Origin of the sequence: Pelorhabdus rhamnosifermentans, assembly GCF_018835585.1 — a bacterium.
GTDB classification, from domain to species: domain Bacteria; phylum Bacillota; class Negativicutes; order UMGS1260; family UMGS1260; genus Pelorhabdus; species Pelorhabdus rhamnosifermentans.
Genome location: NZ_JAHGVE010000001.1, coordinates 498,102 through 512,231, shown reverse-complemented (window position 1 = coordinate 512,231; position 14,130 = coordinate 498,102). Strand labels below are relative to the sequence as shown.

General features: G+C 41.5%; 11 protein-coding genes. 2 read left to right on the top strand and 9 right to left on the bottom strand.

Annotation, left to right across the window (positions count from 1 at the left end):
• Positions 1-72: 72 nt before the first annotated feature.
• The 9 genes from Ga0466249_RS02395 to Ga0466249_RS27695 all read right to left on the bottom strand — a co-directional run bounded on the left by Ga0466249_RS02395 (position 73) and on the right by Ga0466249_RS27695 (position 12,130).
• Entirely contained in the window at positions 73-696 is a 624-nt protein-coding gene (locus Ga0466249_RS02395) for a cyclodeaminase/cyclohydrolase family protein (protein WP_215827822.1), read from the bottom strand.
• 38 nt (positions 697-734) lie between these two features.
• A complete protein-coding gene (gene ftcD / locus Ga0466249_RS02390) occupies positions 735-1,625 on the bottom strand; it encodes a glutamate formimidoyltransferase (protein WP_215827821.1) in 891 nt (296 codons plus the stop codon).
• Positions 1,626-1,675: 50 nt separating this feature from the next.
• Positions 1,676-2,293, bottom strand: coding sequence for a HutD/Ves family protein (locus Ga0466249_RS02385; protein ID WP_215827820.1), 618 nt, complete (start codon positions 2,291-2,293; stop codon positions 1,676-1,678).
• 19 nt (positions 2,294-2,312) lie between these two features.
• Positions 2,313-3,644 (bottom strand): amidohydrolase family protein, encoded by a 1,332-nt coding sequence (locus Ga0466249_RS02380; RefSeq protein ID WP_215827819.1) that lies wholly within the window; start codon positions 3,642-3,644, stop codon positions 2,313-2,315.
• 45 nt (positions 3,645-3,689) lie between these two features.
• A complete protein-coding gene (gene hutI, locus Ga0466249_RS02375) occupies positions 3,690-4,955 on the bottom strand; it encodes an imidazolonepropionase (RefSeq protein ID WP_215827818.1) in 1,266 nt (421 codons plus the stop codon).
• 4 nt (positions 4,956-4,959) lie between these two features.
• Positions 4,960-7,020: a urocanate hydratase gene (hutU, locus tag Ga0466249_RS02370; protein ID WP_215827817.1), complete on the bottom strand. Its 2,061-nt coding sequence runs from the start codon at positions 7,018-7,020 to the stop codon at positions 4,960-4,962.
• Between the two features lie 179 nt (positions 7,021-7,199).
• Entirely contained in the window at positions 7,200-10,259 is a 3,060-nt protein-coding gene (locus tag Ga0466249_RS02365) for an ATP-binding protein (protein WP_215827816.1), read from the bottom strand.
• A gap of 322 nt (positions 10,260-10,581) precedes the next feature.
• Positions 10,582-11,928 (bottom strand): sensor histidine kinase, encoded by a 1,347-nt coding sequence (locus Ga0466249_RS26435; RefSeq protein ID WP_246588335.1) that lies wholly within the window; start codon positions 11,926-11,928, stop codon positions 10,582-10,584.
• Positions 11,918-12,130: a helix-turn-helix domain-containing protein gene (locus Ga0466249_RS27695; RefSeq protein WP_376769286.1), complete on the bottom strand. Its 213-nt coding sequence runs from the start codon at positions 12,128-12,130 to the stop codon at positions 11,918-11,920. Before Ga0466249_RS27695 ends, Ga0466249_RS26435 begins: the two co-directional genes overlap by 11 nt.
• A 547-nt stretch (positions 12,131-12,677) precedes the next feature.
• On the opposite strand from Ga0466249_RS27695, the gene Ga0466249_RS02350 reads away from it, so the two are divergent.
• Together Ga0466249_RS02350 and Ga0466249_RS02345 are read left to right on the top strand one after the other, a co-directional pair.
• On the top strand, positions 12,678-13,394 hold the full coding sequence (locus Ga0466249_RS02350) for a CoA transferase subunit A (protein ID WP_215827814.1): 717 nt from the start codon (positions 12,678-12,680) through the stop codon (positions 13,392-13,394).
• A 32-nt stretch (positions 13,395-13,426) separates the two neighbouring features.
• Complete coding sequence (locus Ga0466249_RS02345) at positions 13,427-14,086, top strand: 3-oxoacid CoA-transferase subunit B (protein WP_215827813.1); 660 nt, start codon at positions 13,427-13,429, stop codon at positions 14,084-14,086.
• Positions 14,087-14,130: the final 44 nt, after the last annotated feature.

Here is a 14,130-nt window from a genome sequence, read left to right as displayed (position 1 = left end):
ATCCCCCCTATTTTTCTTCGCGATTATATTGGACTATTTTTCTTGTGATCATGATCTACCCCTCTTGCTAATTTAGATTTTCTCATCCGCAATCTTAACAAGCTGAGCCATCAACACTTCAGAACGCGCCACAATCCCCTCAACCTTGCCTTTCATATCCGAAACAAAATCAGTATCTTTAATTGAACCCAGATTGATCCGTACATTATAGATAGCCGACCACATGGCAGCCTGTGCCATTCTTCCGGCTACTGCTGCATCACTGGCCGCATTGACATTACCAATAGAAAGCATTCTCTCCGATAATTCCAATACGTTAAGACAAGCCTTAGCAACCTCAAAGGGCAGATTAGATGCCGCTTTGAGGGCCTCTTGAATGGCTTGACTACGCATCCGTTTTTCTTCATCCGTGCTTTTGGGTAATTTATAGACTTTCATTACCTGAGTAAATGCCGCTGTATCTTTATCAATATCCTGTTCCAATGCCGCCAAACATTCTTCCAAGTCTAAAGCTAACTTTCTACTTTCTTCATGTACCGCTTCATATTTTGCACTACTAATCGTCAAGTTGCCTACCATAATCCCCAGCGCTGCCCCGATGGCACCTACCAATGCCGCCGCGCTACCGCCTCCCGGTGCCGGAGAGTCTGATTTCAGCTCAGCCAAAAATCCCGTAATACTGTAGTCGATTAACATAATATGAAATTCCTCCTAATTTTATCCTAAGCTGTCCATTAAATATTTTCTTCCATTACCTGCTTACGATTGAACCCTTCCAGACGTAAATAATAGTCCGCCGTATCAATCAGCGCTTGAAGTGGTACCAGCCCAACAATTTCGCTGCCAATAATGTTTACACCATAACGGGCGGCCTCATTTTTTACTGTTTCAAATACACGGTGGAGCGGTGTACCTTCATAGTTAATCATGTTGATGGTTACCTGCACTATATTGCGGTCTTCAATCCTAATCCCCATTGCACGGCAGTATTTAAAACCACCTTTAACTTCCCGGATATTATTAGCAATCTTCTTAGCTATTTGGACATCGCTAGTACTTAAATTGATATTATAAGCAATCAAAAATTGTCTGGCCCCCACAACTGTGGCTCCCGCCTTAGGATGCATTTTTGCCGGACCATAATCCGGCTTTCTTTCCGGTTCACTAATCGCTTTCTTCAAGCCTTCATACTGGCCTTTGCGAACATCCGGCAAATTTTTCCGGTCACTCCTTTTCGCGGCTGCTTCATACATGTAGACTGGAATATCCAGTTTTGCCCCAATTTCCTGACCCAATTCATTAGCAAGTTCCACACACTCATCCAGACTTACTCCCCGTACAGGAATAAACGGAATCACATCAGTGGCCCCAATTCGTGGATGCTCCCCATGATGCTGTTCCATATCGATCAATTCCGTAGCTTTGGCACAAGAGGCAAACGCTGCCTGCTTCACCGCTGTCGGTTCGCCGACAAACGTCACTACCGTCCGATTGTGACTACCATCGGATTGCACATCAAGCAGCTTCACACCTTCTACCTTTTTTACCTCATTCACGATGGAATCGATGATTTCGCTGCAGCGACCTTCACTAAAGTTAGGTACACATTCTACTAATTTTCTCATTTTATCAACCCCTCACATTTGTCATTTCGCTTATCTACAACCTTCTTTATTTAATATTGCAGGTCAACTTGAATAACATGGGCTAGTTCACTTTGACCATTACTTAGTTTCAAGTTTAACTTATCACTGGACTGTTCACTATGTAGAATCAGCGCATCTCCCGCTTGCAATTTATAGATATATTTTTCGTTAAAAACACACTGGATATTGCTATCAACACAATAAAATACTGAGGCATGTTGATGCCTTTCACTGTAAATGTCACCAAAGCTTTGAATACTTACTTTTGCTTCGACAGTAAGAGCAGTTAATCGGCCTTTACAATTTGATGCCATCATCAAATTAAAATCGCGCACCTTTCCGAAGCTCTGTGTGCACCAATCACCCGAAAATGAATCTTGTTCAAAAGACTTTAACTCAGCATGATGATGTCCAACATGAACTAGCCTGATTTGTCCATCAAGCACCATAAGTATGCGCGAAATTCCAGGGAGAGAAGTAAAAGTGGAATGTTCCAGTTCCACTTTAGCCGAGCTCAGCCGCCAGATAAACGTACGTTGACCATAGTCAGCCTGGCGAGGATAAATGGCAATTTGAGTCGTCGTCCCGCCGGACCAATTTGTTGTATATTGTTCGGTACTTCTTACCACTTCGATTGAATAAGGCACTGGACTTCCCTCGCTTCCGTTACTTGCAAGCATTCAGTTTGGCAATTAAAGTTTGTAATTGATTGTAAATTTTATCTTCAGATATACTCTCGATTTGGCCAGCCTGAACTTGTTCGTTTCCACCAACAACGACTCGGGATATGGCATTAGGCTGCATGGAATAAACCATATTCGGTAAAAGTTGTTCATTCATTGAATAGATCGGCTGAACCGATAAGTCTTTTGTATCAATACCTACAAAATCCGCATAATATCCCGGTTCGATCCTTCCTACGGGGATACCCAAAAGTGCTTCGCTATTCGCAGTTCCCATTGCATAAACCTGGTTGGCCGATAAGGCCATAGCATTATGTTGCGATGCTTTCTGAAGTAACGCCGTCATGCGCATTTCTTCAAAAATGCTGATGCGATTATTGCTACATGCGCCATCTGTGCCAAGTCCAATAACGACGCCCGCCTTCATCAGATCAATAATGCGGGTCACCCCGTCAGCCAAAAACATATTACTAGACGGGCAATAAGCCAGCTTCACTTGATGATCGCCCATCAGCTGAGTATCGCTGTCATTCAGCCATACGGCATGAATGGCTACCATACTTTCATCAAGCACACCGATTTTATGTAATAGTTCGACGGGTCTTAAACCATGAATGCGCAGTGTTTCTTCCCCTTCAAACGGCTCTTCAGCCACATGGATATGAAATTTTGTACCTAGCTCCCGTGCTAATCTATGCCCCGCTTGTATCATCTCTATGGATGCGGCATGCAAACTATGGGGTGCCGGAATGATTTTCACCATGGGATTGGAATGATATTTGATTGCCAGTTGTTTCGTATTTGCCACTGCTTGATCAATACTTTCCTGATATCCCTTGGGAGCACCATCCCAGTCATACAGCGTCCGAGCCAAGACTAACCGAATGCCCACATCTTGGGCAGCCTTAATAATCGCTTCGTCACTTTCAAGGCCTTGGTTGTGAAGATAAAAGAAATCACAAACCGTGGTGACACCATAACGCAGCATTTCACCAAAGGCAAATAGCGCGCCTATATAAATATCTTGCACATCAAGTAACGGCGAGTAATGATACAAGGCCTTGTCACGCCACTCTAAAAAGGGGCGGTCTATGACAAGCCCGCGAAGCAGACTTTGAAAAGAATGATTATGCGAATTAATGGTTCCGGGTACCATCGCAAGGCCCGTCCAATCAACCACTTGGACATCAGGATGCCGAGTTAAAAGTTTCTCTAGTTCGCTAATTTCCGCAATGCGTCCCTCTTCTACCAGTACGCCTTGATTCGCTACAAAATTATCTTGCTGTAATAAAAAAGTTGGTTTATAGAGCTTCATAACAGCCTCTTCTCTTGCTTCTAATATTTTACTAACTAGGCTAAACTACACTGTCTTATCTCGCTGGTTATCAATCACCACTTGTCCCTTTTTAATCACTTTATCAATAATATTGATACCTGCATGATAAGGCAAAAATAAATGAGAAGGATACTCGAGTATAACGATGTCAGCTTGTTTTCCACATTCTAAACTTCCTATCTTATCCCCTCTGCCTACGGCTGCAGCACCATTAATTGTCAAAGCCGTTATAATCTCAGCGGGAGTCATTTTGAGCTGAACTGCAGCTAAAGCCGACACTAGAGGAATGGAAAAACTGAAGCAGCTGCCAGGATTATAATCAGTCGCTAAAGCAACAGCCGCTCCGCTATCAATCATCTTTCTTGCGCGCGCATAAGATTCCTGCAAACAAAATGTTGTTGTCGGTAATACCGTAGCCACTACATGATGCTCGGCAAGGGCTGCTATACCCGCATCAGACGCTTGCAGCAAATGATCTGCTGATATAGCCTGCAATTCACCAGCTAACTCCGCTCCGCCCAGCGCAATAATTTCATCAGCATGTAGCTTGGCTTTCATACCCAACTCTTGCGCTGCCTGCAGAATTCTGCGCGACTGATCAATTGAAAAAACTCCTTGTTCACAAAACACATCGCAAAAATTAGCAATCCCTTGTTTAGCTACAGCAGGTAAAGCTTCTTTAATAATAAAAGATACATATTCTTCCGTCTTCCCACAAAACTCCGGTGGAATCGCATGGGCACCCAAAAAAGTTGGCACCACTTCGACAGCCTGTTCATTACTTAATTCAGACATTACTTCCAACTGCTGCAGTTCCGTGCCGCAATTTAATCCATAACCGCTTTTACCTTCCACTGTCGTAACTCCCATCGCCAGCATATCAGCCAAACGTTTAGCCCCGATTTTTTTCAGTTCCGTCTTGCTAGTATTTCGCGTAGCTTGAACAGTACTTAAGATACCGCCGCCTCGTTCTAAGATTTCTAAATAAGGTGCTCCTTTGAGACGCCAGAAAAATTCTTCCGGTCGATAGCCGCCAAAAATAAAATGAGTATGGGAATCAACAAAGCCCGGCATGACACATTTTCCTGATGCATCAATAACTTGACACAGTTCATCGTCTACTTGCGCTAAAATATCGGAAGTAGTACCCACAGCTTTAATTATCCCATTTTCAATAACAACTGCACCATCCGGAATAATACCAATGTCATTCATCGCTGATCCAAACTTCGGAGCCAACCCATGACAGGTGACTAATTCAGCAGCATGTTTAATAACCAGTAAACTCATTTTTTCACACCTCATTGTCACTTTCTTTTGACTCCTTCAATCTAAAAGACCGAATAACTACATCATCAATTAACTTCTCATCAGGAATATAAGGCAACGTCACATGAGCTTTACCAGCATAATTCTGATTAAACTCGACAATTGTTTCAATAGAATGTTCATTTCGAGCCCAAGAACGCCGAGCGACTCCTCCCATGACATCCCATAGCATAGCGGACCGTAATGTTTCATCAACTCGGTTACTCCCATCAAGCACCATCCCGAAACCGCCATTAATCGACTTACCAATCCCCACACCGCCACCATTGTGTAATGCCACTAAGCTCATGCCGCGCGCTGCATTGCCCACAAAACACTGTACAGCCATATCTGCCATAACATTGCTGCCATCTTTAATATTGGCTGTTTCTCTAAAGGGAGAATCTGTTCCACTCACATCATGATGATCTCGTCCCAGCATGACAGGACCAATTTCTCCTTTACGAACCATTTCATTAAATTTAAGTGCAATTTTCAATCTTCCTTCAGCATCTTGATACAAAATACGTGCCTGCGTTCCTATAACAAGTTGGTTCTTTTCAGCATCACGAATCCAATGATAATTATCTCTGTCCTGACCGCGACGGTTCGGATCAATACAGGCCATAGCCGCAATATCCGTCTTATGAAGATCTTCAGGTTTACCGCTCAAACAGACCCAGCGAAACGGACCATACCCGTAATCAAATAGCTCTGGTCCCATAATATCCTCGACGTAGGATGGAAAAATAAAACCCTCCCGCTCATCACAGCCATTTTTAGAAATTTCCGTTACACCGGCATCAAACACTGCTTTCATAAAGGCATTACCATAATCAAAAAAATACGTACCGCGCTTCACTAGGGTTTTTATCAATTGAAAATGATGTTTGAGACTTTGATTTACTTGCTTACAAAACTGTTGCCGATTGGTAGCTAATAACTGTGTCCGCTCGGCAAAACTCAGTCCCTGTGGACAATAGCCGCCATCATAAGCCGCATGACACGAGGTCTGGTCAGACAATAACGGAATGAATTTATGATTTTTAACGGCATATTCTAATAGATCCACTACATTTCCGTAATAAGCAATGGAAATCGGCTGCTTTTTGGCTCGATATTCCTCAGCTAATTGAAAGACTTCAGCAAGATTATCAGAAATTTTACTTACCCAGCCTTGATCATAACGAGTTTTAATACGCGAATAATCAACTTCCGCAATAATTCCGACACCACCGGTAATTTCAATGGCTTTCGGCTGAGCACCACTCATACCGCCCAACCCAGAAGATACAAACAGCTGTCCTCGCAGATCTCCATCAGGCGCAATGCCCAGCCGTTTGCGTCCTGCATTAATTAGCGTATTAAACGTACCGTGCACAATGCCCTGTGGCCCAATATACATCCAACCGCCCGCCGTCATTTGTCCATAATTGGCTACTCCCATCTGTTCCGCAATTTCCCAGCTATTCTGGTCATCAAACATACCAACCATCAAAGCATTGGTAATAACAACTCGTGGGGCTTCCGGTTTGGACGGAAACAAGCCCAATGGATGACCAGACTCAAGAACTAACGTCTGCTGATCTGTCATGACTTTCAAATATTTTTTAGTCAGTTGATACTGCAGCCAGTTTTGAAACACACTGCCCGTTTCTCCGTACGTAACTAGTTCGTAAGGATACAGCGCAACAGCCGGGTCCAGATTATTATCAATCATGACCTGAAAAGCTTTCCCTTCCGTGCAATTTCCCTGATATTCATCAATCGGTTTGCCATAAATTTTTTCCTGGGGCCGATAACGATAAGCGTAGATTCGTCCCCGCGTGCGCAGTTCTTCCATAAACTCCGGCGCCAATACGGCATGAAGTTCTTCCGGCACATACCGCAACGCATTTTTTAATGCTACCTTCGTCTGATCCGGCGTTAGTCGAAAACCTCTGTCAGGAGCTCGCCGAATATCTCCGTCAAATAACGGCATTTCCGGCAATACATTATCTAATTTAATAACCATAGCCTCCGCAACATTACGATTATCCATAAACATCCAAACTGCCCCCAATTTCATTTTATGATGCCTTAATAAAGCCTATTATAACCATCAGTCGTCTAAAAAACGTCAATTCGTTGTAATCATGTATCGTCTAAAAAAGGAGGTGAATGCTGTTCCACTCATGGAACAGCATTCACCTCCTTTTTTTACAAAAAAACAGCCTCTCTAATTATTTAAACAATCACATCAAGCGATTCCAACTCATAGCCATTACCCAGTTTTTCAAATATCGCCTTGCCTTGCCGATAATATTCCTGCATAGATAACGTCAAATAATCCTCAAAAAAAGTTCGAACTTTTTCATCCCTGCCCATTGCACTACGAATCTCCGCTTTCGTTCGCAAAACAATTCCGGCTTGATATAAATCATGATATTTAACAAAGAAATCATCGGCTTTTTCCAGATAATGTCGTCCTTCCTGCAGACGCTGTTCTCTAACTGCGATAAGAGCCTGAACACAATTGAGCGTACAATAACTTCGCAACCGCCAGTAACCTTGCTGCTGATTGCCATCATTCAACGCGCCTGCAAGATACTGGCATGCTTTGACATAATCCCCCAATTGAAATGCTGTATACCCCGCATTAATGTAAACAATTGAAAGTCCTTCACCAATATAGCGTTGTCCGTATAAATGAATGGCCTTCTCATAATAACTTAATGCCTCCAGATGATGACGATCCATATGTCGTAAATCGCCAATATAATTGTACGCAGCCGCAATATGAATCGCATACGTTCCCTGTCCAACATTTAAGCGTTTAAACAGCATTATCGATTGTCGATAATATTGTTCCGCCACAAATTTTTCATTCTGTAACGCAGCGGCAAGTCCTTTAAACCGAAGTGCCGCTGCCATTCGTTCTTTCATGTTCGCTTCATGGGCTTTCTTAAAAAGGGCATCGGCAAATCGCTCGATAAGTTTAGAATTACGGATCTGAATTCCGCAATAGATAACTTGCTGATATCCCTTGATCTGATAGTCTAAATAGTCCTTCACGGTCGCCAGCCGCAACAACTGGTGTATTGCCTTAATTCCTTTACGGTGTTCACCCTTCCAAATATAATAGCGACCTAACATTTCCAAATAGGCAGCCTTAAACCGACTGAGCCGTTCTTCGCCTTCCACTTCTTCTTTCAGACAAGTAATGAGACTTTCAATCTGCTCTAAATGTTCCGTAATCTGTAACCTTTGACTCAGGCCTTCATTGCAATACATCGGATAATCACTCAACTCCGGATACATTTCATAATGAGGGCAGGAATATTTTTCAGCTATCTTAATGGTGTATTCCAAGACTTTCAATTTTTCGCCAGCTTGCAAATAATGATAGCGCACAGCAAAATATAAGCCCCGCGCTCTAAAATCAACACTAATTAGTTTTTCCAGATGCACCCCAATCCGATAATGAATCATTTTCTGACGCGATAATGACATCTGAGAATAAACATACTCTCTAATCAAACCGTGGCAAAACTGATAGATTGGACCTCGCCGTTCGGGTACATTGATTTCTAGGACTAATTTTTTCTGCTGAAGCTCCTCAATGGCTTCCACAAGATCGAATTCATTCAGACCACAGACAGCAACTAATTCTTCATACGTAGCATCACGAAAAAAGGCCGAAGTCATATCCAAGACTTTTCTTCCGTTTTCAGAAAGACCGCTTACTCGTTCTTTTAACACACTTTGCAAACGCGAGGATAACCGCCTAATGTCTTGGCCCATTTGAATCAATTTAAAACACTCGACCAAAAATAAGGCATTTCCCTCAGTATAATCGTACAATTTATGCAGAAGCTCAGGTTTTATCCGCTTTGCTGGAAACATTAGCTTGGAAAATTCCGCAACAGATTCTGGACTAAAACGCTCTACTGCCAACCATTCGATTAATCCGTTTTTCTCCCACTCCCCCATCAGTCCATCAAACGAATCAAGATATTCGCTGCGGCAAGTCGCCATAGCAATCGTCTGGGACGGATACATGCGAAGAAAGTTTTTCAACACTAATAAACCTTGGCTGTCCATCCACTGAATATCTTCCACAACAAGAATAATCTTCTTCAATTCCGCTAGCTTACCCAATAATCCACACATGATTTCCTCAATCATCGTCGGCTGAATCATGTGTACATTAGAAATCAGGTTTGGTAACGTAAAATCCTCACTGTCTGCAACAGCTGGAAATATGTATGATATCACTTGCCGCCATAGTGTCGGGACAGCCACTTGTTCCTTAGTTAGAATAGCCATCACTTGTAAAAATACGCTACTCCATACTTTGTAAGGATAATTCACTTCGGCCTGATAACACTGCGTACGCAGCAGTAAGGTACCTGTTAGCGGTACCTTTTCTAATAAACGCGTAACAATCGCACTCTTACCAACCCCTTGTTCTCCATGCAAAATCGCTAATTGCTTAGTCTTTTGCCCCTTCAAAAAAGTCTCTACCCAATGCCTAAGCCAACCTAGTTCCTGATCACGACCGAAAAAGACTTCACCGCTTAACTGTTCAGAGCTCCAGTTTTCAGACATTTTTCGGCTCGTAACACGTTCATAAATGGCTTTCGTTCGATCATCCGTCTTAATCCCCAACTCATTGGTTAGTTTCCGTTCCAATTGATGATAAATCGCAACAATTTCACTTTCCTTGCCTGTTCGTCCACAAATTTTCATCAATACCCGATAAGCGCTTTCATTGTACTCGTCCACACTAATTAACCGCTTAAGATATTGCTTAGCCTCGCTATATTTTTTATCATTAATAAGCTTAATAATTTGTTTAGTTAATCGGGTAATATATTCTTCTTTCAGTCCGTCTCGTCGCTCATTTACCCATTCCTCAAACAAATCGGCATCCTTACAAAAAAATCCAGTTAAAAAATCTCCGTCCCATAGTTCCAGCGAATGGGGTACTTCTTCTTCAAACTGTTGCACATCAATCGAATTCACGACCAATGGATTCAGTGCAATAAGGGAGCGCGATGGTAACAACAACAAGTCACTCGAAATTTGTTTTTTTAGTAAATAAAGCGTATTGCGCAGATTTTTCTTCGCAATAACATCTTCCATATCACTCCATAATAATCCGGCAATTTCACCACGAGTCGCACTGCCTTTCACCAAAAGATAGTATAACAGCGCTTCCATTTTTGAAAACGGAAAAATCACTCTTTGCCCCTGCCAAAAAACAGCTGGCTTGCCTAGCATGACTGCATCTAATCCGTTCAACAACTTAGCCCCCTCTTTCAAAGTTGCTTGCATCTAGAACACATTTACTTCACATGCTTATATAATATGCAATTCGCCCCAAATTATAGCAAAAAGGCGCTCAGAGACTTGCTTTAAGTCTCTAAACGCCTTTGTTTAGATAATTCTTTCAAATTGTTCTTTTAGCTAGACATTATCATAAGCTTTTTACATTGTCAATATTTAAATTGTGCCTTCCTAACTACAAGGTCACATTTTCACCGTCAGTGATTTATTTAAGTTGTAACCTTGCAAGCAACTTTTCTTCTTTTAGTGCTTTAAGCTTTCACTATACTACGAACTCTTAATGTGCTAGTAAAGGAATCCATATTCTGAAAGTAGTTCCCGTACCGGGAATACTCGATACATTGATTACTCCACCATGACTTTCGATGATTTCTTTAGCAAGAGCCAGTCCTAAACCGGCACCCCCTCTACTCCGAGAACTATCTACTTGATAGAAGCGATCAAAAATTTTCTCCAGATACTCCGATTCTATTCCCTCGCCAGAGTCAGCAACAGTCACCAAGGCTTTTGTATCTACTTGTACCAGAGAAACTAATATTTTACCGCCAACTGAAGTATGCCGAATGGCATTATCCAATAATATACCAATGACTTGCCTAATCCTTGCTTCGTCTCCATAACATTGAATGAGAACATCCTCTGATACTTCGAGCGATAATTCCTTTTCCGCAGCAACTGTTTCAAAAGAGACAACGGCCTGCATAAGCGCTGAATTAAAAATAAACAGTTGTTTATCGAGCGTCTGTTGCTGCGAATCGGTCCTGGCTAAAAAAAGCAAAGAATCAACAAGTTTCGCCATATATACACATTCTTGCTGAATGTTATCCACCCATTTGCTCAAACAGGACACAGTTTCATCAGGAGATCGCCTTACAATATCGAGATTGGTTTGTATAATAGTCAGAGGTGTTCGCAATTCATGGGAAGCATCAGACAAGAAATTTTTTTGCTGTTGCCAAGCCTTTTGTATAGGAATCATGGCCCAATTAGCCATAAAAAAGCTAACTACAAAAGACAGGAGTGAACAAATAGCACCAACAATAATTAAGGCGGTCAACAAATTTCGCTGCATATTTACTTCTGGCGACAAATCACGAAAAAGAATAAACGTTTCCGTTTCAGCATTCAAAGAAGACTTTAGATAAGAATATGGAATTTGATCGAACGTTACTGTTCCTTGAAGAGCAGCAGTCTGAAGAGTGGTTGTAGTGAGAACTGCCAGACGATCTGGACTAAGCTGTTGAACGGATGACTTAAAAATTATATCACCTGAAGAAGCTGATTCAACAAAAAAGAAATTTTGTCCATGTGACAGACCTGGTTGAGGACCGAGTATTGCTCCTAACAATGGCCCCAATAAGGGTGGTGGTCCTGGTGGTAGCGGTCCTTCCGGTAGTCCTTCTTGTAACCTTGCTGGGAATTCGGACTCTTTACCAGGATGTTGAGGTATATCTTTAATCCGGCCTGATTGTATATCTGACATTATTTTCCGTGTCAAAAAATCTGCATGCCTATTCATATCGAATTGCAAAAAATAGTACGCACCGACAATAAGCAAAATAAACAGCATCAAAATGATAGACGCATTTACCAAAGTAAGCTTAAGACGTAATTTATGAAACATCTGTATTCTCCTGTAAACAATAAACTATACCGCGAACTGTACGGGCATTAGAAATGCTAATTTTTGTCCGTAAGAAATGAATATATATGTCAATACTTGCAACATCAACGTCTGAATTATAGCCCCAGATTTTTGCCATAATACATTCTCTTGTTACTACTTGGTCAGAGTTAACATAAGTAATTCTAAAAGATTCATTCAAACACCTTCTCTTAACCCCCCTTGCTTTTATTTTACCATTTTTTTGTTATTTGCTTATTTATACATTCCCATAAAACAACAAAATTCCTGCTAATTCGCAAAAATCAATTTAAAGAATTTTGTGGTGTTAAAGATTTCCCCGGAAATCTCTCTAACTATCTATACTGCTGCATTTGCTATATCCCTTTTATAATAAATTATTTATAAATAATAATTATGAAATGATTAAAAATATTTACAGATAACTGTAATGAATATATTGACGTCACTATAAAAACTGTGATAAAATAATACCATACTATACCAGTAAAGTATGGTATTAACAATTAAAAGGCATCGCCATTACAAATTAATCAACTACCGATGTTTTCTACACAATGCTCTATCTTCCTCAATTGCCGACCAATGCGGCGGTTACAATATTATTGAACAAGACCTCCGGTTTATTAAACGAAAAGTCAAGCCAAATGCTTGGCTCGCTTTTCATTTTGCTCTTAAAATCTGGCCAGATTTTTGAGATAGAATCAACTTTGGGAGGAGTTCATACTATGAACAAAGTAATGGATTTAGATCAAGTTATTGAAAAAATTCATGATGGAGCTACTATTCTTTTTGGCGGATTTTGCGGTGTGGGCTCAGCTCTGACGTGTATTGACAAGATTGTCAATACAGGAGTTAGAGATCTTACTCTCATCTCTATTGTTACCAGTTATCCCGGTGGCAAATTTGACTTAGCCCCCTTGTTTTCTAATCGGCAAGTAAAAAAATATATTTGTGCCCATGTGGGCACCTGTCCTGAAGCTATTGAGGCTTTAAAGCAGGGAGAATTCGAAATCGAATATTTTCCGATGGGCACTCTGATTGAAAAGGTCAGGGCGGCTGGTGCCGGTTTGGGCGGAGTATTGACCCCCACTGGTATTGGGACACTAGTTGAAGAAGGAAAGGAAAAGACCATAGTTGACGGTATAGAATATCTTTTTGAAAAGCCGCTTCATGCCGATTTTGCCTTTATAAAAGGTTTCCGGGCTGATAAATGGGGTAACGTTGAATATAGATATGCCGCAATTAACACAAATCCAACCTTTGCCATGGCTGCTGACTATACAGTTGCAGAAGTGAATGAGATTGTCGAAGTCGGAGAGATTTCTCCAGAACGTGTTGGCACTCCGTCTGTGTTTGTCAAAGCTGTTGTTCAAGGTAAGACTTTTGAAGACCATGTAAAAACTTATCGGGATTTATGGTCTCGTACTGGGCAATTAAGGTAGTGCAAAGTTAGGCGTTTAAGGAGGTATGTGACATGGATGCAAAAGAAATGATTGCTCGGAGAGCTGCACAAGAACTTAGCAATGGAGAAGTTGTCAATTTAGGATTTGGTATTCCTACAGCTGTTGCTAATTTTTTACCAGAAGGTGTGGAAGTACTCTTTGAATCAGAAAATGGGGCACTCGTTTTTGGAGGTGCACCAAAATTAGGAGATGACGATCCGGATGTTGGCAATGCTGGGGGTCTTCCGATTACCATGATTCCTGGTTCGTCTTGTTTTGATTTGGCAACATCTTTCTGTATTATTCGCGGCGGCCATGTGGGAACAACGATTTTGGGGGCCTTGCAAGTCGATCAGGAAGGCAGTATTGCCAATTGGGCTACGCCAGTTGCTCCCGGGAAATACATTCCTGGCATGGGTGGGGCTATGGATTTGGTTATTGGAGCTAAAAAGGTTGTTGCCACTTTGATTCATACCGTAAAAGGAAAATCAAAAATTCTTAGGAAATGCACTCTTCCTATTACCGGAAAAAGTTGTGTGTCAAAAATCATTACGGAAAAGTGCGTTTTCGAAGTAATTCCGCAAGGTCTTGTCCTTACAGAAATAGCAGAAGGCATAACGGTTGATGAATTGCGTAGTTGTACTGAAGCTGACTTTACGGTTGCTTCTGAAATAAAGCCCTATCAATTATAATCAATTTGTCACTGACACTCCAGTAATAATGGAACAACCCCCGC

Excerpts from the sequence above, each read along its gene's own strand:
- Ga0466249_RS02395 (WP_215827822.1), bottom strand. The coding sequence starts at position 696 with ATGTTAATCGACTACAGTATTACGGGATTTTTGGCTGAGCTGAAATCA.
- ftcD (WP_215827821.1), bottom strand. The coding sequence starts at position 1,625 with ATGAGAAAATTAGTAGAATGTGTACCTAACTTTAGTGAAGGTCGCTGC.
- Ga0466249_RS02380 (WP_215827819.1), bottom strand. The coding sequence starts at position 3,644 with ATGAAGCTCTATAAACCAACTTTTTTATTACAGCAAGATAATTTTGTA.
- hutI (WP_215827818.1), bottom strand. The coding sequence starts at position 4,955 with ATGAGTTTACTGGTTATTAAACATGCTGCTGAATTAGTCACCTGTCAT.
- hutU (WP_215827817.1), bottom strand. The coding sequence starts at position 7,020 with ATGTTTATGGATAATCGTAATGTTGCGGAGGCTATGGTTATTAAATTA.
- Ga0466249_RS26435 (WP_246588335.1), bottom strand. The coding sequence starts at position 11,928 with ATGTTTCATAAATTACGTCTTAAGCTTACTTTGGTAAATGCGTCTATC.
- Ga0466249_RS02350 (WP_215827814.1), top strand. The coding sequence starts at position 12,678 with ATGAACAAAGTAATGGATTTAGATCAAGTTATTGAAAAAATTCATGAT.
- Ga0466249_RS02345 (WP_215827813.1), top strand. The coding sequence starts at position 13,427 with ATGGATGCAAAAGAAATGATTGCTCGGAGAGCTGCACAAGAACTTAGC.